The 22795-nt window shown below is 43.5% G+C and carries 23 protein-coding genes; 11 read left to right on the top strand and 12 right to left on the bottom strand.

Features of this window, described 5'->3' with window-relative positions; all coding sequences use genetic code 11:
* The first annotated feature begins 88 nt into the window (after positions 1-88).
* Entirely contained in the window at positions 89-1372 is a 1284-nt protein-coding gene (locus AC1MBV_RS03110) for a competence protein CoiA (RefSeq protein ID WP_255749756.1), read from the top strand.
* 84 nt (positions 1373-1456) lie between these two features.
* Positions 1457-3271, top strand: coding sequence for an oligoendopeptidase F (gene pepF / locus AC1MBV_RS03105; RefSeq protein WP_255749755.1), 1815 nt, complete (start codon positions 1457-1459; stop codon positions 3269-3271).
* 60 nt (positions 3272-3331) lie between these two features.
* On the opposite strand, the gene AC1MBV_RS03100 is transcribed toward pepF, so the two are convergent.
* The 4 genes from AC1MBV_RS03100 to AC1MBV_RS03085 form a co-directional block, all read right to left on the bottom strand.
* On the bottom strand, positions 3332-3502 hold the full coding sequence (locus tag AC1MBV_RS03100; RefSeq protein WP_255749754.1) for a hypothetical protein: 171 nt from the start codon (positions 3500-3502) through the stop codon (positions 3332-3334).
* Positions 3503-3585: 83 nt separating this feature from the next.
* The gene (locus AC1MBV_RS03095; protein ID WP_480947501.1) at positions 3586-3951 is read right to left on the bottom strand and encodes a YhjD family protein; all 366 of its coding nucleotides are present in this window, start codon (positions 3949-3951) and stop codon (positions 3586-3588) included.
* Positions 3948-5177 carry a DNA polymerase IV gene (locus tag AC1MBV_RS03090; protein ID WP_255749752.1) on the bottom strand — a complete coding sequence of 410 codons (1230 nt, stop codon included), beginning with the start codon at positions 5175-5177 and terminating at the stop codon, positions 3948-3950. Before AC1MBV_RS03090 ends, AC1MBV_RS03095 begins: the two co-directional genes overlap by 4 nt.
* Before the next feature lie 194 nt (positions 5178-5371).
* Positions 5372-6274 carry a DsbA family protein gene (locus AC1MBV_RS03085; protein WP_255749751.1) on the bottom strand — a complete coding sequence of 301 codons (903 nt, stop codon included), beginning with the start codon at positions 6272-6274 and terminating at the stop codon, positions 5372-5374.
* Positions 6275-6691: 417 nt separating this feature from the next.
* Between AC1MBV_RS03085 and AC1MBV_RS03080 the strand changes: the two genes are divergently transcribed.
* On the top strand, positions 6692-7672 hold the full coding sequence (locus AC1MBV_RS03080; protein ID WP_480947500.1) for a YitT family protein: 981 nt from the start codon (positions 6692-6694) through the stop codon (positions 7670-7672).
* A gap of 75 nt (positions 7673-7747) precedes the next feature.
* Here the strand turns inward: AC1MBV_RS03080 and AC1MBV_RS03075 are convergent, their stop codons facing one another.
* Entirely contained in the window at positions 7748-8626 is an 879-nt protein-coding gene (locus AC1MBV_RS03075) for a LysR family transcriptional regulator (protein WP_480947499.1), read from the bottom strand.
* Between the two features lie 353 nt (positions 8627-8979).
* On the opposite strand from AC1MBV_RS03075, the gene AC1MBV_RS03070 reads away from it, so the two are divergent.
* Complete coding sequence (locus tag AC1MBV_RS03070) at positions 8980-10236, top strand: MFS transporter (RefSeq protein ID WP_255749748.1); 1257 nt, start codon at positions 8980-8982, stop codon at positions 10234-10236.
* Positions 10237-10635: 399 nt separating this feature from the next.
* Positions 10636-12330, top strand: coding sequence for a M3 family oligoendopeptidase (locus AC1MBV_RS03065; RefSeq protein ID WP_480947497.1), 1695 nt, complete (start codon positions 10636-10638; stop codon positions 12328-12330).
* A gap of 70 nt (positions 12331-12400) precedes the next feature.
* Here the strand turns inward: AC1MBV_RS03065 and AC1MBV_RS03060 are convergent, their stop codons facing one another.
* The 3 genes from AC1MBV_RS03060 to AC1MBV_RS03050 are packed head-to-tail and all read right to left on the bottom strand — an operon-like array spanning position 12401 to position 13908.
* Positions 12401-12565 carry a hypothetical protein gene (locus tag AC1MBV_RS03060; protein ID WP_480947496.1) on the bottom strand — a complete coding sequence of 55 codons (165 nt, stop codon included), beginning with the start codon at positions 12563-12565 and terminating at the stop codon, positions 12401-12403.
* A 16-nt stretch (positions 12566-12581) separates the two neighbouring features.
* Positions 12582-13316 carry a lytic transglycosylase domain-containing protein gene (locus AC1MBV_RS03055; protein ID WP_304654947.1) on the bottom strand — a complete coding sequence of 245 codons (735 nt, stop codon included), beginning with the start codon at positions 13314-13316 and terminating at the stop codon, positions 12582-12584.
* A 7-nt stretch (positions 13317-13323) separates the two neighbouring features.
* Complete coding sequence (locus AC1MBV_RS03050; protein WP_255749639.1) at positions 13324-13908, bottom strand: CYTH domain-containing protein; 585 nt, start codon at positions 13906-13908, stop codon at positions 13324-13326.
* A gap of 171 nt (positions 13909-14079) precedes the next feature.
* Between AC1MBV_RS03050 and yjbM the strand changes: the two genes are divergently transcribed.
* Genes yjbM through AC1MBV_RS03035 form a run of 3 tightly spaced genes read left to right on the top strand, consistent with a single transcriptional unit; the run spans position 14080 to position 16573 of the window.
* Positions 14080-14706, top strand: coding sequence for a GTP diphosphokinase (gene yjbM / locus AC1MBV_RS03045; RefSeq protein WP_304654946.1), 627 nt, complete (start codon positions 14080-14082; stop codon positions 14704-14706).
* A 56-nt stretch (positions 14707-14762) separates the two neighbouring features.
* Complete coding sequence (locus AC1MBV_RS03040) at positions 14763-15602, top strand: NAD kinase (RefSeq protein ID WP_255749643.1); 840 nt, start codon at positions 14763-14765, stop codon at positions 15600-15602.
* 32 nt (positions 15603-15634) lie between these two features.
* Entirely contained in the window at positions 15635-16573 is a 939-nt protein-coding gene (locus tag AC1MBV_RS03035; protein ID WP_255749637.1) for an RluA family pseudouridine synthase, read from the top strand.
* Here AC1MBV_RS03035 and prpE read toward each other — a convergent pair.
* Both prpE and AC1MBV_RS03025 read right to left on the bottom strand, forming a co-directional pair.
* The gene (prpE, locus tag AC1MBV_RS03030; RefSeq protein ID WP_480947495.1) at positions 16554-17294 is read right to left on the bottom strand and encodes a bis(5'-nucleosyl)-tetraphosphatase PrpE; all 741 of its coding nucleotides are present in this window, start codon (positions 17292-17294) and stop codon (positions 16554-16556) included. The two genes, AC1MBV_RS03035 and prpE, sit on opposite strands and share 20 nt — an antisense overlap.
* Positions 17295-17421: 127 nt before the next feature.
* Positions 17422-18588, bottom strand: a complete 1167-nt coding sequence (locus AC1MBV_RS03025) for an FtsW/RodA/SpoVE family cell cycle protein (protein ID WP_480947494.1) — start codon at positions 18586-18588, stop codon at positions 17422-17424.
* A gap of 293 nt (positions 18589-18881) precedes the next feature.
* Here AC1MBV_RS03025 and fabI point away from each other — a divergent pair, with 293 nt between their 5' ends.
* Positions 18882-19658, top strand: coding sequence for an enoyl-ACP reductase FabI (gene fabI / locus AC1MBV_RS03020; RefSeq protein ID WP_255749634.1), 777 nt, complete (start codon positions 18882-18884; stop codon positions 19656-19658).
* A 6-nt stretch (positions 19659-19664) separates the two neighbouring features.
* Here fabI and AC1MBV_RS03015 read toward each other — a convergent pair whose 3' ends face one another.
* Entirely contained in the window at positions 19665-19892 is a 228-nt protein-coding gene (locus AC1MBV_RS03015) for a hypothetical protein (RefSeq protein WP_480947493.1), read from the bottom strand.
* Between the two features lie 66 nt (positions 19893-19958).
* The gene (locus tag AC1MBV_RS03010; RefSeq protein ID WP_255749632.1) at positions 19959-20261 is read right to left on the bottom strand and encodes a hypothetical protein; all 303 of its coding nucleotides are present in this window, start codon (positions 20259-20261) and stop codon (positions 19959-19961) included.
* 226 nt (positions 20262-20487) lie between these two features.
* Between AC1MBV_RS03010 and AC1MBV_RS03005 the strand changes: the two genes are divergently transcribed.
* Together AC1MBV_RS03005 and AC1MBV_RS03000 are read left to right on the top strand one after the other, a co-directional pair.
* Positions 20488-21624, top strand: coding sequence for a BMQ_0737 family morphogenetic spore coat protein (locus tag AC1MBV_RS03005; protein WP_480947492.1), 1137 nt, complete (start codon positions 20488-20490; stop codon positions 21622-21624).
* Between the two features lie 161 nt (positions 21625-21785).
* On the top strand, positions 21786-22781 hold the full coding sequence (locus tag AC1MBV_RS03000) for a hypothetical protein (RefSeq protein ID WP_480947491.1): 996 nt from the start codon (positions 21786-21788) through the stop codon (positions 22779-22781).
* Positions 22782-22795: the final 14 nt, after the last annotated feature.

The following is a 22795-nucleotide window of genomic DNA, read 5'->3' as shown; positions in this document are numbered from 1 at the left end:
TGGCAAGCTTTTTGTTTTTTCCAGAGAGGCTGTTGAACTGCCTGTTCGTATGAGGATTGTGCGGGGATTTTCTTACACATGAGAAGGAATGACAGTCTACACTGTCGAAATCATAAAAATAGAAGGAACAGGTGGTGATTTTGTGCTCATCGCATCAACGAAAAATGCTGAACGAATTTCACTGATTGCCCGAGTATGGCCTCGTGAAACGCTGCTGCAGATGGGGAAAATCCATGGGTTTTATTGCCCTGTTTGCCAAGCACCGGTGCATCTGAAAACGGGCACAAAACGATGTTGGCATTTTGCACATCAGCCACATCATGCGTGTTTTGTCGACAGTGAACCGGAAACGTCCGCACATTTGTCAGGTAAAGAAGATCTTTTTCATTGGTGTGACGATGCGGGTCGATCGCCGCAATTGGAACATTACCTGCCCGAGCTCAGGCAGAGACCGGATTTATATTTGCCGGGAATTGAACCTGCTGTAATTGAGTATCAATGCAGCATGATCCCTGAAGAGGTGTTTGCCTCGCGTTCAATGGGATACCTCGATGCATATATCACACCGATATGGGTCATCGGCATTAATCACTATCATCGACAATGGGAGAGGATTCGTCTATCTGGTTTTACCTCCATGGCAATCCGCCAATCAAGGGTCTCTCCCGAAACACATCCGTTTTCTTCTCGTTACTATGTTTGGTTTTATGATCCGTCTACAAAGGTTATCCGCTGCGTTCATGGCCTTTCTCCACTTTCGAAGACACATTTTATTTCCCAGGAAAAGAGCGTTACGCTCTCAGTATGCAAACCTTATCAGTTAATTTCTCCGCCGCAGAAATTTTCACCAGCCCAATTTAAGCGTTATTGGCTGGAAATGAAAAAGAGAAAGCGGCAGGCAATCCCCTATCATATGACGCGCGAAGAATACATGCTGCGTGCTCAAACTTATCAATTAAACCATTATTTCGCTTGTTATCCCGCCTTTGTAGGTCTGCCGCATCATTCATTTATCCATCTTATGAATCCGCCTCTGTTATGGCAAATGTGGGTATATCTTTTTATGGGTGTTATTGAACCGAAACGCTATGTTATGCCCCGACAAATTATTGAGAAAGCTGTACAGAGGGGGATGGGGTCGCTGTATGAACTTCGGCACCTTCCGCTTTGTCCATTGAAAACTGCAAATCAACTTGTCAGAATTTATTTGGAGCAGCTGATTCGGTTGGGGATTGCTGAGAAAATGGATGATCGTTATCGGCTTGTCTATTTGCCCCCAAAAGATCTGGTGATTTCTCGATTACTGGAGGATGATCGTCGTGTTCTGGAGCGATTAGAAGAGACGCTTCTTTCAAATCCAATTAAAGAATAAGCTAAATTTTGCGTAAATGATAAAAAAGAAGTACGATATGGTTGATACATTTTTTGGAAAAGCAATGACATTGGAGGTGCCGCAATGGCTGGTGAAAAGACAACTGCGCTCCCAAAACGAGAGGATATTCCGGTTCAGGAAACATGGGATCTCGAGGCGATTTTTCCTGATGCGGATGCGTGGGAACGTGCGTTTCAAAAGGTTAAGGATTTGATCGCTGAAGCGGAACAGTTTAAAGGGAAAATAGGAGATTCTGCCGAAACATTATTTGCGTTGCTTAAGAAACAGGATGAACTGACGGAACTTTTATATAAGGTCTACGTCTATGCACACATGAAATCAGATGAAAATACGGCAAATGCGACTTTTCAAGCGCTTAATGACCGCGCCGGCAATCTTGCTGCGGTAGCAGGAAGCAAATTAGCTTTTGCTGTTCCTGAAATTTTAGCTATTGATCCGAAAACGCTGAACAGTTTTATTGACAGCAGTAAGGATCTGCAACTCTACCGCCATGCACTTGATGAAATCATTCGGACGCGTCCTCATGTGCTGGATAGTGAAAAAGAAGCACTTCTTGCGGCGGCTGAAGAGGTTACCGACGCTTCATCAACAACGTTCGGCATGCTAAACAATGCGGATTTGAAGTTCCCAACGATTAAGGGTGAGGACGGAGAAGACGTTGAAATTACACACGGGCGTTATGGCACACTCATGGAAAGTGAAAATAGGCAAGTGCGCAAAGATACATTCGAAGGCATTTATAAAACGTACGGTGCATTCAAGAATACTCTAGCTTCGACATTGAGCGGTCAAATCAAGCGCGATACGTTCTATGCAAATGCGCGTCATTATAAGTCGGCACGCGAAGCGGCTTTGTTTGGTAATGATATTCCGGAAACGGTTTATGACAATTTAATTAAAACCATTCATGACAACCTGCCGTTGATGCACCGATATGTGGCGCTGCGTAAAAAGGCGCTCAATGTTGATGAACTTCACATGTATGATCTTTATGCACCGCTCGTCCCGAATGCGAAGATCAAAGTTACTTATGATGAAGCGAAGGAAATTGTAATTAAAGCACTGGCACCGCTTGGCGAAGATTATTTGAATGTTATTCTGGATGGTTTTAAAAAGCGTTGGATTGATGTGCGTGAAACACAGAACAAGCGGAGCGGCGGTTATTCTGGCGGCAGCTATGGCACCATGCCTTACATTTTGTTGAACTGGCAGGATAATGTCGACAGCATGTTCACATTGGCACACGAGCTTGGACATTCGATGCACAGCTATTATTCCCGTACATGTCAGCCGTACCCTTATTCAGACTACTCAATCTTTGTTGCAGAAGTTGCTTCCACATGCAATGAAGCGCTGTTGAACCACTATCTGCTTAAAAATACGGATGATAAGAAGAGAAAACTGTATCTGTTGAACAATCAATTGGAGGGCTTTAAAGGAACGGTCTTCAGGCAGACGATGTTTGCAGAATTTGAGCACATCATTCATGAGAAGGCGCGTGCCGGAGAGGCGTTGACTGCAGATCTTTTGACGGAAACGTATTACAACCTGAACAAGACTTATTTTGGAACGGATATTGTCGTAGATGAAAAAATTGGTCTTGAATGGGCGCGTATTCCGCATTTCTATTACAATTACTATGTTTATCAATATGCAACAGGATTCAGCGCCGCTTCAGCTCTTTCTTCGCAAATTCTGCAGGAAGGCGCGCCGGCTGTTGAGCGCTACAAAAACTATCTGAAATCGGGAAGCTCTGATTCACCGATTGAAGTGCTTAAAAAAGCAGGCGTTGATATGACGGATCCTAAACCGGTACAACAGGCAATGGATGTCTTTGCCAAAGTTCTGGATGAAACTGAACACCTGCTGTTTAGTTGAAAAAAATACTGTTTAAAAAACGACAAGGACTGAGGATTAAATTCTCAGTCCTTGTCGTTTTCATTCATTGCTGCGCCGATGCCGTGTCACGAAGCACATCATGAAGAAAATAATTGTGAAGAGCATCGCCCCGGAAAGCAGCAGGGACTCTAAATGCAGCAATCCAAGCAGGAAATGATAAAAACAAAAAAACGTAACGGCGGTCAGAAGACAGAAAACAAAAAGTTTCATGGCATTCATCCTCTGCAGTTTCTCTAAAAACAAGCCTATGAATGTCTCGGAGTAAACATTCATCTAGAAGGTAAGAAAAGATGCTAGAGCTTGAGATAGCTGCGCACTCGTTCGTAAATCCAATCCATGGCTACACTTTTTTGATAGACGAATTCAAATAGGCGGCCCCGTACATAGACCTCATAATTGAACCAGCCGCGCTTAGTCATGCGGATGTGATTGTTGAAAATATCTTGCTTATTTCTTCGCAGATCCAGTGTTACGTGAGCAATTATGGCATCCAATAGTTCCAAATAAAGCGGTTTGAATTTAGTGTCCGCATGGACAATAGCTGTTCGATCACGTTCAAATGCCATTTTAATGAGCGGAAGCAGCATATATTCGGCGGCAATTTTCATTTCTTTTTCAGTCATTTCCGAGGCGGGCAGAAATCCTCCATGATCATTCATTTGAAATGCCCCCCGATTTTATTCGCACGTGCGCGCAACTGGCTGGACGACATAAGTGAGGTGCCATGAAAGATGGCCGTCTTTCCATATTTTTGATAAATTGTGTCGATTGCAGCACTTAATTTTGTTTTTTCTTCAATATGAGCGAAGAGATCGAGCTGATAGCTGCTTGATACCGGCTGAAGATCACTAAGGGTGACTGCAGCGGCTCGTACCGGAAGGCAGTCCCAGCTTTCTGTAAAAAGCCGATTAACCGCATGATAAATATCCATGCCAAAATTTGTCGCGAAGGGCAGCTTGATCTGGCGATGAAAACCGGTATGGCGCTCAAAAGTTCCGGAAATGCCAACGGAGACAACAAGCCCCATATAGTGTTTCACACGGGCTCGATAAGCGACCTCTTCACTCAATTCAAGAAGGATCACACGAATATCGCGCATTTCCGGGTAGTCGAAGGGCAGGGTCATGTGGTGCCCGATCGCTTTTTGTTCTGTAAAGGTGCTCATGGAGACGGGAGCACTGTCCAAGCCGTGTGAGGTTCGCCATAACAGCTCTCCGTTCACACCCCAACGCTTGCGCAGTAAAGCGAGCGGAAAACGGGCGAGATGACCGATTTGGCGAATTCCCATTCCAATGAAGTGCTGCTCCATTCGATGGCCAACGCCAAACAATTCACCAATGGGCAGGGGCCAGAGGTATTTTTTTATATTCTCAGCATTTAACTCAAAAATTCCTGCTTTGTTCTTTTTGCCATAATGATCACAAGCCATCTTGGCCATTACTTTATTGGGTCCGATTCCAATGCGGGCATAGACACCAAAGCGTTCCTGCATGCATCGTTGAATCTTCCGTGCAATGGTTGAGGGTGAACCAAAGAGCGGCAAGCTTTCGCTGACGTCAATAAACTGTTCATCAATCGAATAAGGCTCAACCAGATCGGTAAACTGTCTAAGAAATCGTGTCACGGCTGTAGATACATCAATGTAATGCTGCATGCGTGGCAGACGGATAACCGCCTGCGGACACTTAATTAACGCTTGACCAAGCGGCTCGGCCGTCAGTACGCCGAAATGCTTGGCAATCGGGCAAGCGGCAAGGACGATGCCGCTTCGCTGCCTCGGGTCACCTGCAACGATCAGAGGCTTGTTTCTGAATTCCGGGAAATCAGCCTTTTCAACAGAAGCGTAGAACGTTTGCATATCGATCAGGAAGATCACTCGATCCATGTGCGACACCTCAATTAATTGGATATGGATTTATTATACACGAACAAACGTTCTTTTAACACTGGAAATAAAAACATGTGTTCGTTATAATAGAGTTATGGAATGATTTAAGACAATGAAAAAGCCCTGCTCCTTTTTTAGGAGCAAGGCAATTATGGTTCTTGCAACATTCAAACGATCAAATGATACGGTCATTACGAATGACCGATATAGGACCAGTATTCACCGCTTTTCAGAGAAACCGGTTCGATAATTTGCTGGAGCTGCAATTTGCGCAGTTCCTTTAATGCCTCTTCTTCCGTTAAGTCATAGATTACGACGACTTCCTGAGTGGTCAGAAAGCATTGTTGTTGAAAATAGTCTTTGAGCGAGATATTTGGCGCCGGGATCGGCTGCTCGCCCAGGAGTTCGGTCAAAATCTGTACATAGACGGAGTAAGGGTAATGTCCGTTTACCTTAATGGCTTCAGAGTCATTGCATGGTGCTGAGAAAACCAAGGTCGGAAGTTCGGTGATTGCCAATTCATTTGCTAATCGGCGATCACACTGAAAAGCCTTAATCGGACGACAGGAATGATAGTCATTGGAAAATTCCTGTTCATTCAGTCCGGCAAGGCGAGCGACACCCAGCAGCTCTTCAAATTTATTCAAGCCCTGTCTTCTGAGAAAAATCTGCTCACGTACGCGGCGAAGAAAAATTTGCCCGGCCGCACCTCCTTGGAATTCGGCCGCCTTAATCGCATAAGCGATCGAATAAGGAGAAGGCGGATTTTCCAGCCACACATCACTGTCGCAGCACATGCCGGTCAGGCGGGCATATTTGTCCCATTCCTCAGCAATTCTTTTTGCACGAGTGAATTGACAGCGATTTACCGTGTCATGCTTTGTCGTTAACAAGACGCGAAATGTAAAATAGTCATGGTATTGAAAAATAAATTTTTTAAGTAAAGGTTCAAAACCCCAGCATTCAGGGCAAAGCGGATCAATGAATGTTAAAATTTCGACTCGCTGGAAGGTTCGTTTCCTGCCGGTTCTTAATGTACACGACTCGTTTCCCGGTGTTCCCTCACATATAGACCCTTCCTCAAAACGTGTCATGGGATCCCACCTCTGGAAGAAATTTTAAATAGGGCGGCCTCAGAAATGGCCCCTGATTCAGATGGACTGTGCCGATAGCCGGATTGATCCATCTCATCATATCTTTATCCATTATTGATAAAGTCAACCTGCCTTTATTATATTCTTTTCAGTTTCATTCATTGAATGGTGGAAGCACAACTTTATGATTCCATCGTCCTGAAACTTTCTATATTGTAACAAGTTCCGATCATTGAGGGCAACTAATCGGCACTCAAGCTGTTTTTTGCGGCATAAATAAATGTTTGAAAAATGTGTTTAGTTTAACAAGTGAAAGTGTTGGGAAAATGTTGCCAGAGGTTGAATCCGCAAATGAAGGTGCTATAATTTGAGACCCGGGGAACTAAGAAAAAATAAAGTGAATGAAGGAAGAACGATATGTTACCTGCTTTTTCCATTGGCGAATTAATCAAAAAATCATGTATTTCAGTTTGTGCCGCTTTTTTATGTGCGCTCAGCATGAATCTTTTTCTTGTGCCGGCTCATGTCTATGCGGCAGGAATAAACGGTGCTGCCCAATTGATTTCAGATATCCTGTTTGATGGGTTGAACCTTCATCTTTCGATCGGTTTGCTGATTCTCGTTTTAAATTTGCCAATTGCCGTACTTGGATGGTATAAGGTCGGAAAGAGTTTTACCTTATTTAGTTTCATTACAGTTATGCTGACCTCATTATTTTTAACTGTTCTGCCGGTGCATCCGCTGTCTTCAGACATTCTGCTCAATTCTATATTTGGCGGAATGATCTCTGCGATCGGTGTTGGAATTGCCTTGAAATACGGTATTTCAACGGGCGGTTTGGATATCATTGCCATTTTTTTAACGCGGCGTAATCGTAATGCATCATCAGGTAAATATTTTTTGATTTTGAACGGTATTATTATTGTGATTGCCGGTGCGGTGTACGAATGGCAGTACGCACTTTATACGTTAATTTCACGTTTTGTAAATAGTTATGTGATTGATATGATTCACACAAAATATCAGAAATTGACGGTTATGACGATCACGGATCAGTCGGATCGGCTGGTTGAAGCAATCCAGGATCAATTTGACCGAGGAATGACGGTGATTCCGTCATACGGAGGGTTTACCGGCACCAAAAAGAGTACGTTAATGATGGTCATCAGTCATTATGAATTGTATAAAATGGAGCGGTTGATTAAGAGCATTGATCCGAATGCGTTTACAAATATTCTTGAAACAAATAAAATTATCGGTACGTTCCACACGGAAGAACAGCAGCGGGCAATTCAGGCCATGAAGCATGGAGAACACACCTTAAAGGTGGAACAGACGCTGGGCTCCCAAGATTATGAACGGTTTCAGAAGTTATTCGGCACGTCGATTGTCAAGTAATTGTTTCATGGAAAAGATAAATTGAAAGAAATGGCATGAAAAAAGAGGGACGTTCACCTGAGCGCCCCTCTTTTTTCATTCTCGATAGTGGGTAAAGACAAAACGTTTGAAGTGGGTGGCAGCAGGAGACAGGGCACGGTCTTCATACCATGAGAGCCCGATCTGTCTTGAGCAGCTTGGCCACTTTACATGCAACTTGGCCACTTTACTGTCGTCGATGTCTTTTTGGTCGGGAAGCAAGGCGACGCCAAGTCCCGCCGCAACCAAACCGGCAAGTGTGGTCACTTCTTCGCCTTCAAATGTGATGTTTGGTGTGAAATTAGCTTTTCGGCAAAGCTTATCGGCAATCTTGCGCAGCTCATAGCCTTCTTTAAGCGCAATCATCGGTTCGGATTGGATTTCATCCAAGACGATGGATTCTCTGCGCGCGAGCGGATGGGTTCTCGGAAGCATCAGAAAAAGCTCTTCGTCCCAAAGCTTTTCCCATTGAATATGGGGATCATCGAAGGCATGATGCACAAGGCACAGATCAATTTCCCCCGATTGAAGCTGTTTGAGTAGTGAGACATTATTGTTTTGATAAAGCTTGATTCGTGTATTGGCATGTTCTTTTTGAAAGGCACGAAGAATATTTGGAATCATGTTTACGCCGAGCGTGTGCAGAAATCCTAGGGAAACCTCACCGTATTCAGGATCAAGCAGGGATTGAATTTCCTTTTTCGTATCATCAATCTCTTTTAAGATCCGATTGACATGCTTTAAGAACACCTTGCCATACTGATTTAAGATAATACTTCTTCCTTGCCGTTCGAAAAGAGAAATGCCCAGTTCTTCTTCAAGGCGTGCAATCGACCTGCTGAGCGCGGGCTGTGAGATTGACAGAGCCTCCGCTGCCTGCGTCATATGCTGCAGCTGGGCGACCTTTTGAAAATATTCAATCTGTTGCCACTCCATAAATGATCACTCCTAAAAAGGGTGGAGAATGATAGCGAAAAAACGCTTCTCTACAGTCACTTTGTGATTAAAATGCCGTCATAAAACAGCATACGTGCTGAAGGTGTATCCTATATATTAACATAGTTATAGTGAAAAATCCCGATAATAAGGCATTTTATTGAATTGCATTACTCCGAAGAATATAACTCATAAAATAGGCAGCTGCAATGTATGTGTGCTTTGACGGGGGATCGGGTGCTCCGGTTCTAAATCCTTATGCATGAATATCATTCACATAATTTATTAGACAACGAATAGGGATTGTCATAGTATGGATGTTACAAAGAGAAACAGAGAGGATGGAATTTTCCATGGATTATATTTCACCGGAAAGTAAAGCCTTTAAAAAGACATTAGTGGCTTTGTTTCTGGGAAGCTTTATCATGTTCGCTGATCTTTATTGCACGCAGCCTGTCATTGCTGTTGTTGCCGCTCAATTTCATGTGCAGCCGGCTATGGCAAGCTTGACCTTGTCGGCGGCGACCGGCGCACTGGCTATTTTTCTATTATTTGTTTCATTTACCTCAGGCATGTATGATCGAAAGAAAGTGATGGTGCTGGCGCTTGTTTCTTCGGCGTTTCTATCCATTATTGTCGGCTTCATCCAATACTTGCCGCTTTTGATTGCCGTTCGTTTTATACAAGGTGCGCTGCTTGCCGGTTACCCGTCTATTGCGATGGCCTATATCAATGAAGAATTTGACAAAAAAGTGCTTGGCTATGTGATCGGCATCTATGTCAGCGGCAATAGCCTTGGCGGTTTGGCTGGTCGGCTGATCGTTGGAACACTCAGTGACACGTTTTCCTGGAATATGGCGATCGCCATTTTAGGATTGGTGAATCTTGTGATGGGTGCCTTATTCATCATGCTGTTACCGAAGTCCAAGCATTTTGATGCGAAACGCGGGTCGATTAAAAGAACGACTGCAGGTTTCCTTGAAAATATTGAATCACCGGCACTTGTTTTCCTCTATTTAATTGGGTTCATTCTGATGGGGAGCTTTGTGACGGTATATAATTATTTTGGTATTCCGCTTATGGAAGAACCGTATAATTTAAGTCAGACTGTGGTTGGATTTGTCTTTATCATTTTTCTTGTCGGTACATTCAGTTCGACATGGATGGGCAAGCTTTCCGATCACACCAGTCGTTCCGGAGTGATTGCACTGTGCATCATTTTGATGACTTGCGGTCTGCTGATTACGATGTCATCATTCCTAGTGCTGAAAATTTTCGGTTTGGCAATGTTTACCTTTGGTTTCTTTGGCGGACATTCGGTTGCGAGCAGCTGGGTCGGCATTTTGGCGAACAGGCGTGAGAAAGCACAATCTTCATCACTTTACCTGTTGTTCTATTATGTTGGTTCAAGCGTGATCGGACCTGTTGGTGGATTATTTCTCGAATCGTATGGCTGGGGTGGGGTCGTCACCTCGATATCTATGCTTTGTCTGATCGGCATTTTGTTATGTTACTATGTACGCAGATTGGTAACACATGGTGAATGTCATCGTTTCCGTCTCCATCACCCAAGCCATCATCATCAAAAAGTTACGGGACAGCACATTTGACTAAAATGATTATGAAGTAAACCGATGTTCAATCCGAAAGGAATGAGCATCGGTTTTTTCTATTAACGTTATGCTCCTGTAATAGGCCGCCTTCGCTATTGCTTGGCTTCACCAAGTTTTCTTTATACTCGTTAGGATGGTAAAAGGGATAAAGGATTAGAGGAAACAAGTATAAGGGCAACTAGGGTTCAGCCTTCGCTATTGCTTGGCTTCACCAAGTTTTCTTTATACTCGTTAGGATGGTAAAAGGGATAAAGGATTAGAGGAAACAAGTATAAGGGCAACTAGGGTTCAGCCTTCGCTATTGCTTGGCTTCACCAAGTTTTCTTTATATAATAGTTGAGATGTGGAAAAACGAGGAAGAAAGAGAAGAAAGATTTAAAAAAGGGGTGTTTTGCAGTGACGGTTTTTGAAGATTATAAATACGAACGACCGGATGTCGCTAAATACGAAGAAGCATTCAGTAAAGCATTTGACGCATTTAAAAATGCTGAGACGCTTGATAAAGCGGAACATTCTGCTGAAGAAATCAATCGCATGCGTACGCATTTGGACACAATGTTTCGACTTGTTGAAATCAGGCATACGATCAACACGGAGGATCCTTTCTATAAAGATGAGAATGATTTTGCCGATGAAACGATGCCGATATTTGAAGGGAAAACGACCGAGTTCTACAAATTGCTCCTCGCCTCTCCGTTTCGTGCGGAGCTGGAGAAGAAATGGGGCAGACAGCTTTTCGCACTTGCCGAAGCACAGCTCAAATCCTTTTCACCTGAAGTGATTCCGCTGATGCAGCAAGAAAATAAGTGGGCATCAAAGTATACTAAATTAATTGCTGCCGCGAAAATTCCGTTTCAAGGCAAGGAATGTACGCTGGCTCAGCTGGCACCATTCCAGCAATCTCCTGATCGTGAAGTGAGAAGTGCGGCGCTTAAAGCATATTTCGGCTACTTTACTGATCATGAACAAGAGTTTGACGAAATTTATGATCAATTGGTGAAAATCAGGACAGAAATGGCACATAAACTTGGATTTAAGAACTATGCTGATCTCAGCTATTATCGAATGGCTCGTATTGGCTACGACCGCGATATGGTCAAAAATTATCGTGAGCAGATTCGCAAATATGTGGTTCCTGCCGCGAACCGTCTCTATGAACGTCAACGCAGACGCATCAATGTTGATGAATTAAAATTTTACGATGTGCCGTTCCAATTCACGACTGGTAATGCAGCTCCGAAGGGAGACGCCGAATGGATCATTGATAACGGAAAGAAGATGTATTCAGAGTTGTCGGCGGAAACAGGTGAATTTTACCAGTTTATGCTTGATCATCATTTAATGGATCTGCTGGCAACTAAAGGTAAAGCCGGCGGCGGATATTGCGAATATATTTTTGACTATGAATCACCATTCATTTTTTCTAACTTTAACGGCACAGCAGGCGATATAGATGTCTTGACACACGAGGCTGGTCATGCATTTCAGGTTTATTCAACACATACTGAAATTCCTGAATATCGCTGGCCAACTTTTGAGGGTGCAGAAATCCATTCGATGAGCATGGAATTTTTTACATGGCCGTGGATGAATCTGTTCTTTAAAGAAGATGCTGATAAACGCAGATTCTCACATTTGAGCGATGCGCTCTTATTTCTGCCTTACGGCGTGAGTGTTGATGAATTTCAGCACGTCGTTTATGAACATCCGGAAATGACCCCGGCGGAACGCAAGCAGGCATGGAAGGCTATTGAGAAAAAGTACTTGCCATACCGTGATTATGACGGCATTGAATTCCTTGAGAGCGGCGGATTTTGGCAGCGTCAGGGACATATCTATGAATCACCGTTCTATTATATCGACTATACATTGGCTCAAGTATGTGCATTTGAGTTCTGGAAGAAGTCGCAGGAAGATTATGATGCTGCATGGAAAGATTATTTAAATCTGTGCAAGCAGGGCGGAAGCAGATCGTTCCTGGAATTAGTTAAGACTGCCGGTCTGGAATCACCGTTTAAAGAAGGCTGTGTCGAATCAGTTGTTCATGCCGTGACTGATTGGCTGGATCAAGTTGATGACAGCAGTTTTTAATGCTAATGGATGTGCATTGAATAGAAAAAGTTCCCGTATCCAAAAGATGCGGGAACTTTTTTTGAAAAAATTAAAAGAGGCCTTGCAAACCCCACATGATAATCGCGGCAACGGGAACTAGCACCCAAACGTTCGATCCCATCAATGGTCGCTGTTTATCTGCTTCAAGAACTTTAACCTTTTTTTCAAGAGCATCAACTTTGGCCTCAAGAGCTTTCAGCTTTTCTTCATCCATAAGAAGGTACCGCCTTTCATACGTTAGCCGTTTGGATTTTGCTCATAATTTTTTTCACGTAAGCTTGTGTTTCGGCAAATGGAGGGATTCCGCCGTATTTTTCTACATTACCTGATCCTGCGTTGTAAGCAGCCAAGGCAAGCGAATAATTTCCGTTAAAACGATCAAGCAGTTTGCGCAGATATTTAGTTCCGCCTTCAATATTTTGGACAGGATCAAAAGCATTAGTGACTCCCAGTCCTGTTGCTGTTCCGGGCATCAGCTGCATGAGTCCTTGCGCGCCAGCCGCACTGGCAGCATTCGGATTGCCGCCGGACTCAGCGTCAATAACGGATCGAATCAGGTTGGCATCAACAGAGTACTTCTTGCTCATTGCCTGAATGATTTCATTATAATCTGATGTGCCGCCGGTGGTGGAAGATGGGTTCTTCATCGACAATGGCGAGACAGAGGAAGAGAACTGCTGCCACAGCAACTGATCGGATGCTGTACTTGAATCCGTGGCAAGTGACGGATCAGAAGTCATTGCTGCTGGGCTTAAAAGATTAGTGTTCAAACTGCTCAATCCGTTGCTGCCCGATGTACTTGTGCTGTCCATATTCATCATTAATGAAAGCAATGTGCCGAACAAATTTGAGTTTTGAGTATTCATTTGTACGGACGAGGTACTGGATTGATCAGAGAAAATCTGATTGCCGGACATGACCGACATGGATAGAAGTTGGGCAAGTGTGTTTGTGTCAGTAGACATTGCCGGTTCAGCTCCTTTTTTCCTGTGTCGCTTGAAAAAGACGAATCATTTTACTTTTTGATGCCCTGCGGGGTATTGAGTGTTCAAGAAGCAATGTATTGAAGATGTCCGATCCTGAACCTTGATCTGCCGCTTCATATTCTAACTCGTAATCATTATGATCTAAGTATAAGCTGTGATCCAGAAACAATTTACCGGATTGGTAGGGGAATTGACAGCGTTTCGTTGTCAATTCGCCAATGAGCACAAGCTGATCTGCATCCACGCCTACTTTTGTGATCGCTTGTTCGATTTCACCGGGAGGAACGATCCCAAGCTGGATCATGGATCGGCTTTCTTCATCATCAAGCTCTTGATGAGTCTCAAGAATAACGCCGTTATGCGGTTGTTTTAATGTAAAGTCATGCTGTTTTCCGACTTCTCGGATACGCAGGACCGTTTTTTTATTCATCAAAGCGAAGGTGGGGGTGTCAAAATAATAATTTACTTGTTTGAAAAACGAGGTTGTTTTCAGTCCAAATACCGTACAAAGTTTGGAAAATTCATCACCTGTCAACATATTCTTATATTCAATTTCCAATTCCTGAGCCATTTGTCTTACGCCCCGCCCTCATCTATGGTGCTAAAGCAGATACTCGTAACTTCCTCTAAATTATGACATAATGGGTGTGAAGAAACAACAGACCGAAGTAAATTTTCAGGTGGACGAGCAGCATTAATGACGACACGTTGTTCTTGTCTTTGACCAGATGGAGTGATTGGAATGGAGTGGGATATATTCCTTGCGCCCTACAAGCAAGCAGTAGATGAACTTAAAGTTAAATTGCGCGGCTATCGTGATCTTTATGAGGTGACCTCGGAAAATTCACCGATTGAATTTGTTACAGGCAGAGTAAAACCGATACCGAGTATTATGGAGAAAGCGCGACGAAAAGGGATGCCGCTGGCTCAGTTGAATACACAAATGCAGGATCTTGCCGGGATACGTGTCATGTGCCAATTTGTGGATGATATACACCGGGTTGTACGACTGATTCGTGGCCGCACGGATTTAGTGGTGGTCGAAGAACGTGATTATATCAATGAGAAGAAAAAAAGCGGTTACCGTTCTTATCATGTTGTTGTTCAGTATCCTGTGCAGACAGTGAGCGGTGAGAAGAAGATCTTGGTTGAAATTCAGGTACGCACGCTGGCAATGAATTTCTGGGCGACGATTGAGCATTCATTGAACTATAAATATAATGGGAAAATACCGATTGATGTAAAAAAAAGGCTGCTCAGTGCCGCTGAGGCTGCCTTTCGTCTTGATGAGGAGATGTCCCAAATTAGAGATGAAATTCGTGTAGCCCAGCTGCGTTTTCTTCAGAAAAACGCTGATGAAGAAAAATAAGCCTTAGAGCAGGACGTAGATCCGCAATGAATAAGTTGGAAGAAGGTTATGGCGAGATGGAACAAAAACCGCGGTACATAAAGAGTGTTCCCGCTGGCAGCTTAAAAAAATTTGCGATTGAAAAAAGAGGAGATGAGCTCTCTTCTGCGTTGCGGAAGCGCATTTTTGAGCAATTGACGCTGCACAAGCTCATCTATGATGACATGGAACCGGACCTTGTTATTTCAGTTGGCGGTGACGGTACGCTGCTTCAGGCTTTTCATCGCTATTCTGATCGCTTGAGTAAAACGGCATTTGTAGGGCTGCATACCGGACATTTAGGCTTTTATGCCGATTGGACCGCTGAAGAGGTTGACGGCCTTATTCAATCAGTTATTGAAAAAAGCTTCGATATGGTTGAGTATCCACTTCTGCGTATTGCCGTTGATTTCATGGACGGTACACAATCGAAACATTTTTTGGCATTAAATGAATGTACGGTGCGCAGTGTTGAAGGGCTGCTTGTTGCGGATGTGATGATCAAGGGTGAAAAATTTGAGAGTTTTAGAGGAGATGGGCTGTGTTTTTCTACACCGACAGGTTCCACAGCTTACAACAAGGGACTGTCCGGAGCGATTATTCACCCCTCACTTTCTTCAATCCAGTTGACTGAGATCGCATCGATTAATAATCGGGTTTATCGAACGGTGGGCTCACCACTCATAATGCCTGAGCATCACCGTTGTCAGGTCATGCCGGTCATGGACAAATCCTTTACTCTTTCAGTGGATCATTTATCAAGTGTCCATGATCAAGTGAAACAGATTGAATTTGGCGTCGCAGAAGAAAAAATCCGCTTTGCTCGTTTTCGCCGTTTTCCATTTTGGCGCCGCGTACGTGATTCGTTTATTGGCTAGTTATCTAAGATAAGGACGTGAATGAGGAATATATGGTTCCGAATAAAATGGAGAAGCAGTGTTATACCATAGTGAAAACCATGAGTTCTGCTGAACAGGGAATGGTTATGCGCGATTATCTAAAAAAAGAAATCAAAGTATCACGGCGTGCGTTGTCCGCAATTAAATATAAAGGCGGTAAATTACTAGTTGACGGTGAGGAACGTTCCGTGCGTCATGTACTTCAGAAGGGTGAGAAGCTAACCATTGTCTTTCCACCGGAGATGCCGAGTGAGTTTCTTTCCGATGAGTCAATGCCACTCGATATTGTATACGAAGATGATGTTGTCCTCATTGTGAATAAACCGGCAGGAATACCTGTTATTCCATCTCATCAATATCCGTCCGGAACGTTAGCAAACGGCTTGCTGCGTTATTTTAAAGAAGAAAATCTTGCGTCAACCGTCCATATTATTAATCGACTGGATCGCAACACATCCGGCTTGATGTTAGTTGCCAAGCATCGCTTCAGTCATGAGCGCTTTTTTAAGATGCAGAAGAAGAAAGAAATCCATCGCAGATATCTGGCATGTGTCGAGGGAACGGTGCACCAGGATCAGGGTGTAATCGATGCACCGATCGGCCGCCGTGCGGGAAGTGCAATTGAGCGAATGGTCGATTGGCAGAATGGTCGACGGTCAATTACTCATTACAAGGTGCTTGAGCGATATAGTAACTGGACACTCGTCGCCGTGCGGCTGCAGACCGGGAGAACACATCAGATCCGTGTTCATTTCGCATCAATTGGGCATCCGCTTTTGGGTGATGATCTGTATGGTGGAACGTTAGAGCGGATTGAACGACAGGCACTGCATAGTTTTGAAGTCTCCTTTATACATCCGTTTACCGGCGAGCCGATCCATCTGCATAAACAGTGTCCAGACGATATGCAGACACTTCTAGCAAATCCAATCAATCTGGAAACGATCTGAAGCGATCCGAGATTCGCGGCATGGAGGATGGAACAGCAACCAGTTTCATTTCTGGATAGCGTAGTGCGCTCAGCATACCGCCAAACGCGCATCCGGTATCTAAGTTCAACGTATGATTTTTCCAGCGCGGTCTCACCACCGGAGTATGGCCATATACAATCAGAGGTTTACCGTGGTACTGTCTTGCCCAATCGCGCCGTTCAGGAAGTCCATTTGCATCTTTTTTTCCTGTAGTATCACCGTACAGAGCAAAGGATTTCATCGCACTCGTGAGCGGTTTAAATAAATTATTTTCCTGCACGCCTGCATGACAAACAACTAATTGCTGCTGATCGAGGTAAAGAATCAGCGGCGATTTTTTGTAGAGTGCGATAAATTGTTCCGATATCTGTTCACGATGGCGATTGTCCAATTGGTTGAGTTCTTGTACGGTTGTTTCAAGTCCGTGCGCGACCTGTACGTTTCTTCCAATCAGGAGCCGGTACAACTTATTGCAGTGATTGCCGGGAACGTACAAGGCAAGCCCTTGCTCTACTAAATTGGCAACAATTCGGATCATTTCAACGGAAGACGGACCGCGATCCGTGATATCGCCGACAAAAACAAGTGTTCTTTGCTCAGGGTGGATGGGCAGTTGATGTACCCATCGATAACCGAGTTTCTCTGTCAATTGAGTAAATTCTGTGAGACAGCCATGGATATCACCAATCACATCGTACATGTATATCATCCCTCAATTACGTATTCAATACTATTTTTCCCAACTTACTTTAAACGAATCATTGCTGATATTTCTTATCATTTTGCCGCTGACTGCTTGTAAAAAAAACAGCCGCTGACCGCGGCTGTTAGGAAAACATGAACTTTTGTGTTTGCATTCGTACGCTTTGAACAATACCGACACAGATCATGCTGGCAAGCAGCGAACTTCCTCCATAACTTAGAAAAGGCAAGGTGATCCCGGTGACGGGCATGACTTGAATGGTCATGCCGATATTTTCAAATACCTGAAACATGACCATGCCGACGATCCCGGTACAAATATAACTTCCAAATGGGTCGTGCGTTTCAACAGCTGCTTTGATTACTCGGGAAACAAACAGAAAGAACAGCAAGATGACCGTTACCGCGCCAATGAAACCGAAACTCCCGCCAATTACAGCGAATATAAAGTCATTATAGGACTCAGGCAAGGTAATTGACGAGTTAAACCGGTAATTGAAAAATTCTCCGGAACCAATGGATTTAAGAGACTGGATCAACTGGTAGCCTACATCAGAAGAATAACGCTGCGGATCCTGCCAAGCTAAAAAACGATCCTTTTGGTGCGATTTAAGGAAAATATTAATGATTTCAGGAAAGTGGAACCAGCTGATGGCGAAAAAAGCTAATCCACAGATAATCGATGCAAAAATGCCTAAAATCAGTTTCCAATTGATGCCGCTGACCGAGGTCATGGAAACGATGATACTGAACATGACGAGTGCGGTTCCAAGGTCCGGCTGAGCAAAGACCAGCATAAAAGGAGGAAAGGATACAAGCGCAATTTTGCCGAGCAGCAGCATGTCCTCCCTTAGTCCTCGAATCGAATATTCTTCATTATGTTTATCAATCGTTGTAGCTATGGATACAATCATAAATAATTTCATGAACTCGGAAGGCTGCAGCTGTCCGATACCAGGGAGCGCATACCAGCTCATGGCTCCGTGAGACTTATCGACCATTGGAATCGGCACACCCAGTTGGGCGAAGGTGAGACCTAAAAGCAGTGCCATTCCGATTCCATAAAAAATCCAGTGCATCCGTTTCAGACGATCATAATCAAAGAACATGATACCAATAGCAATGAATATGCTGACAATGTACCATGCAATTTGACGGTGAGCCATGCTTAGAGCAGGCGCACCGGATTTGAGCGGAGCCATAGAGATTGATAAATAGCTGATGCAGGCGAACAAGAAAATGATAAAAAACAACGTATAATCTATTTTTGCAAGGGAATCTCTGTTCAACATGAGTCTGTCCTTCTTCTGAAAAAAGTTTCGTGGAGGTAACTTATAGTAATACATCGGTAATACTTAATCATGATAGCGTAAAGCATGAAAAAAAGAAACATTTAGATGGATCAAGTAAAATGCAGATATACTGTATTTCTGAATGCAAGGGCTATACAAGTATTCGATTATACATTCTCTTTTTTAGCGGATTTTGAGAATCAATGACTGCGGACCTAAGCATGAAAGGACGCAGGCGTTCTTTCATGATATAATAGCCATTGGATTGACGTGATCTATAGGGAGGATTGGACATGGAATTAACGCTTAAAGGGCGTACATATGTAGTTATGGGTGTTGCTAATAAACGCAGCATCGCATGGGGTATTGCGCAGGCACTTGATCGTGCCGGAGCTAGACTCATTTTTACGTACAATAACGAACGCTTTCGCGAATCTGTGGAAAAGCTGGCGGCAACACTTGATGGGAAGGACAGTCTTTTCTATTCGTGTGACGTCACGATTGACGAAGAGATCAAAGCGACATTTGCAAAAATTAAAGAAGATGTCGGCAAAATTGACGGACTTGCTCATTGCATCGCCTTCGCCAAAAAGGAAGAACTTGACGGCGACTATATGAACACGACGCGTGACGGTTTTCTGCTTGCGCAGAATGTCAGTGCCTATTCATTAACTGCTGTGCTTAAAGAAGCAAAAGGCTTGATGACTGAGGGTGGAAGCGTTGTCACTATGACCTATCTCGGCGGCGAACGCGTTGTTAGAAACTATAATGTTATGGGTGTAGCAAAAGCCAGCTTGGATGCAAGTGTAAAGTATTTGGCAAATGATCTTGGCAAGGATAATATTCGTGTGAACGGCATTTCTGCCGGACCGATCCGTACACTTTCGGCAAAAGGAATTTCTGATTTCAATGGTGTTTTGAAGGTTATTGAGGAGAAAGCACCGCTTCGCCGTTCGATTAGTCCTGAAGATGTCGGCAATACCGCACTTTTCCTATTCAGCGATCTTTCTAAGAATATTACCGGTGAAACCATTCATGTTGATGCAGGGTTCAACATCATTAGCATCTGAATAGCTTCATGACTTTGCATTGGGCGAATTCATGATTACCTTAAATTTCACTTTCTTATTTGTGGAACAGAAAAAAACGGTATCCGTTTCTCTATAGAGAGAATGGGTACCGTTTTTTCTTTCTTTAATTGTTTTTTGGCCGCCAAGTGACATGACCGCAAGTACTGCAACTGCTTTTTCTTTTCTTCGGGGCTTCAAAAAAATCATCAGCTTTGTTTTTTTGCTGATTATCATGAATTTGTTCATCAGCTTCTTCTCTACTCACCGAACGCATCTCCTTTTTCTTTGTCCTTCATCATTTTATTCAGAATGCGGCGGATCGTATGGGCGATCATCGCTGTTAATATGGAAAGGATCAATTTCGACGGAATGCAGATCATCCTCCTCATGATGAAAAGGATGGATCGATTCACTGCTTGATTCTGGGTCTTGTTCATCAAATGCAGGGGAAATCTGGTCATCGATCTGAGGCTGTTTTTCTGCTAGCTGCTTCTGTTCTGGATGAGATGCAGTTTTTTTCTTACTCGGCCATGTCGGCCATTTTACGTGCCGAATAGAACTTAGCTTTTGCTTTTCTCCCTGAACTTCATGATTGTTATTCAAGCCGTTCACCTCCTATATTATTTAGGCGACCATCCGTACCTTTTGCTCCAAGAGAAAAATTATTACGGATGATCATCGTCACTAGTTGAACAGTTCCCTGAACTTTTCTAGTTATCCGCACAAAAAATGGGCAGTCATAATTGTGCCAATCCCCGTGCCATACCCATACTATGTAGGGAAACAACCAACCATGTTTTTTTACATTTGACAGAAAGGAAGGTTTTAAATGGGAAGTAAACTAATCTCCAAGCCAAAAAGCAGGCTTAAGGATGAATGTATCAGAGTTCCCAAGGTCTACGACTGGGTTACGGACAAAATCGGTACAAAATTAAAACTTCAGTTTACTGAAGCGCAGCTTGAAGACATTGAATGCGCTTTGGCCGACCCAAGTAGAAGACCACTGCGCGTAGTGGTTAAAACACCGAAAACTCCGCCTTTATTTCCGCTCGACAATAGTGAGGTAAAAAAAGGTGAGCATAAAGATTTCTTTTGCGAGCAGGTTGGCGGCAAACAATCTGTAGAAGGACATCTTTATGGGCAAGAAGTGAGTGCTCAGCTTGTCACTATTCTGTTCACGGCAACAATTACTGTTCTTGTTGTCGACAGAGAGGGAGAAGTGGTCACTAAACTGAAAACGGATGTCAGCGCTCTTGAGCCGTTTGCGCTTTGCTATCCGAAAGGAACGGATCTTCTTTGCAGAGTATCGAAAATCTCAGCACGCATTCTAGATAATGCGGTTATTCTCAATGGACCGTTCCCGCCATTTATTAGACTGAAAGTATTCTTCTGTGCTGATATTCAGGTTGAGGCAGAGGTTAAACTGTCTGTTCAGGCTAAATTCTGCAAACCGCGTGGCAATGATATCCGCGTAGATGATCCGGATTACGATGATCCGTGCCCGACACCTGATTTTCCAGAAGAATGCGATGATATCTTCCCAAGGAAGCATCATACGGTCAGTGCACGAGGAGAAGCATCCGGTCCCGTAACTGATGAATGTGAGTACGATGGCCGTGCAGCGATCAAAGTCGCAATTGACAGTGATGATCTTGATGAAAGCAGTCTAAAATTCAAATACAAAGATCTTGATGATGACAAGCATGATAAGGACTTTACATTTGAGGCTGACCGCTTTGATCCTTCTTCACTTGATGCTTTTGAAAAGAATGGCTATTCTATTCTAAAAATTTCCGGCGTCGGTCATGCCGATGATAAAGAAGTAGGATTTGAACTTGATCTGGCTGATGGAAACGGTCAAGATAAATTCAGTCTGAAGCTTATTAATAAAAAGAGTGGAAAAGTAACATTTGCGACTGGATTGGTCGAAGTAGACGAAGGAAATATCAAAATAAATCTCGGCTAAGCATGATTGGACGTAGGGAGTGATTTGTTCACTCTCTATTTTTTTTATTTACTTTTCTTCAAAACTGACACATTGAGTAGAAAAAAAGATGGGCAAGCAATGGACGAGCTATTCCTTCATATACTGGTTTCAGTGATGACATTTTTCGGGAGGCGCCAGTCATGACCAGCCAAAAGGACATGTTAACAATAGCTTCATTGGAAGACAGGCAGAAATTTTATCGGAATAAGGCGCTAAAATTGGAGCAAAGCATGATCTTCGCCAAGGAAGAAGTTGCACAGTTAAAAAAAGAGCTGGATGAAAAAACAGCAAAAACAAAAGCAGTTGACAAGAGTTATGAGAAGCTCAAGCACCAACTATCCAGCTTGAACAAGGATTATGAGACTCTGAAACAGCATGAACAAGAGATTCAGGAAAAGCTTGATTCCGCTGAAGCAACCATTGAAATGATGAAGCAGAATCAGCGGTCGAAATCTGATTTATCAAGTGATGAATATCATCGCCGTGTCCAAGGTTATGAACGCTTGCTTGGTGAAGTGCAAACAGAAATTAATGATAAAAACAGACGAATTGAAGCCTATGAAAAACGGCTGGCCATACTGGAACATCGGTTAAAAAACGAGCGCAAACGAACAGAGACGCTTCCCGTTCCAAATGCGGACAGTCATCATCCAGTAAAATACGGAGCTGTTTCCTATATTAATTACGTTTGGATTCTGAGCGGGAAGAAAAGTTTGATTCAAGGGGATGTGCTCATTGAAAATACAGGCTCGCTGCCTCTGGATACGCCGACAATCTGCTTCCGTTTTCATCCGGGAGATATTGCTGCACTAAAAGGGCATGTCGTTCACGAAGAAGATTTGCCTTTAGCGGAAGGCGAACAAGAAGAAAATGTTTGGGTAATTTTGGACACGGAGGATGGGAGCGAGAAGAATGAGTCTGGGGAAATATGGGTGAGGCCATCTGATTCACTCGTTATAAACCCAAAGCAATCGACGGCGTTTACTAATTTTCAAATACCTATTGATCACAGCTACTTGGATTCTGTACGCATTGAGTGCTTTGTTTTCTTTGGAGACAATGTGTATAAGGTCAGGTGCGGTAATGAAATTGTTGTGAACACATCGTTTCATGAGCAGAAAAGTGATATCGACTGAATGGCATAGGATAT

It is taken from the genome of Sporolactobacillus sp. PKPK-6 (genome assembly GCF_056678885.1).
Note: the sequence above shows the minus strand (reverse complement) of the source record. Positions and strands in the feature narration are given on the sequence as shown.

Coding starts and splice junctions, on each gene's coding strand:
- AC1MBV_RS03110 (WP_255749756.1), top strand. CDS start 89: ATGACAGTCTACACTGTCGAAATCATAAAAATAGAAGGAACAGGTGGT.
- pepF (WP_255749755.1), top strand. CDS start 1,457: ATGGCTGGTGAAAAGACAACTGCGCTCCCAAAACGAGAGGATATTCCG.
- AC1MBV_RS03100 (WP_255749754.1), bottom strand. CDS start 3,502: ATGAAACTTTTTGTTTTCTGTCTTCTGACCGCCGTTACGTTTTTTTGT.
- AC1MBV_RS03095 (WP_480947501.1), bottom strand. CDS start 3,951: ATGAATGATCATGGAGGATTTCTGCCCGCCTCGGAAATGACTGAAAAA.
- AC1MBV_RS03090 (WP_255749752.1), bottom strand. CDS start 5,177: ATGGATCGAGTGATCTTCCTGATCGATATGCAAACGTTCTACGCTTCT.
- AC1MBV_RS03085 (WP_255749751.1), bottom strand. CDS start 6,274: ATGACACGTTTTGAGGAAGGGTCTATATGTGAGGGAACACCGGGAAAC.
- AC1MBV_RS03080 (WP_480947500.1), top strand. CDS start 6,692: ATGTTACCTGCTTTTTCCATTGGCGAATTAATCAAAAAATCATGTATT.
- AC1MBV_RS03075 (WP_480947499.1), bottom strand. CDS start 8,626: ATGGAGTGGCAACAGATTGAATATTTTCAAAAGGTCGCCCAGCTGCAG.
- AC1MBV_RS03070 (WP_255749748.1), top strand. CDS start 8,980: ATGGATTATATTTCACCGGAAAGTAAAGCCTTTAAAAAGACATTAGTG.
- AC1MBV_RS03060 (WP_480947496.1), bottom strand. CDS start 12,565: ATGGATGAAGAAAAGCTGAAAGCTCTTGAGGCCAAAGTTGATGCTCTT.
- AC1MBV_RS03055 (WP_304654947.1), bottom strand. CDS start 13,316: ATGTCTACTGACACAAACACACTTGCCCAACTTCTATCCATGTCGGTC.
- AC1MBV_RS03050 (WP_255749639.1), bottom strand. CDS start 13,908: ATGGCTCAGGAATTGGAAATTGAATATAAGAATATGTTGACAGGTGAT.
- yjbM (WP_304654946.1), top strand. CDS start 14,080: ATGGAGTGGGATATATTCCTTGCGCCCTACAAGCAAGCAGTAGATGAA.
- AC1MBV_RS03040 (WP_255749643.1), top strand. CDS start 14,763: ATGGAACAAAAACCGCGGTACATAAAGAGTGTTCCCGCTGGCAGCTTA.
- AC1MBV_RS03035 (WP_255749637.1), top strand. CDS start 15,635: ATGGTTCCGAATAAAATGGAGAAGCAGTGTTATACCATAGTGAAAACC.
- prpE (WP_480947495.1), bottom strand. CDS start 17,294: ATGTACGATGTGATTGGTGATATCCATGGCTGTCTCACAGAATTTACT.
- AC1MBV_RS03025 (WP_480947494.1), bottom strand. CDS start 18,588: ATGTTGAACAGAGATTCCCTTGCAAAAATAGATTATACGTTGTTTTTT.
- fabI (WP_255749634.1), top strand. CDS start 18,882: ATGGAATTAACGCTTAAAGGGCGTACATATGTAGTTATGGGTGTTGCT.
- AC1MBV_RS03015 (WP_480947493.1), bottom strand. CDS start 19,892: ATGATAATCAGCAAAAAAACAAAGCTGATGATTTTTTTGAAGCCCCGA.
- AC1MBV_RS03005 (WP_480947492.1), top strand. CDS start 20,488: ATGGGAAGTAAACTAATCTCCAAGCCAAAAAGCAGGCTTAAGGATGAA.
- AC1MBV_RS03000 (WP_480947491.1), top strand. CDS start 21,786: ATGACCAGCCAAAAGGACATGTTAACAATAGCTTCATTGGAAGACAGG.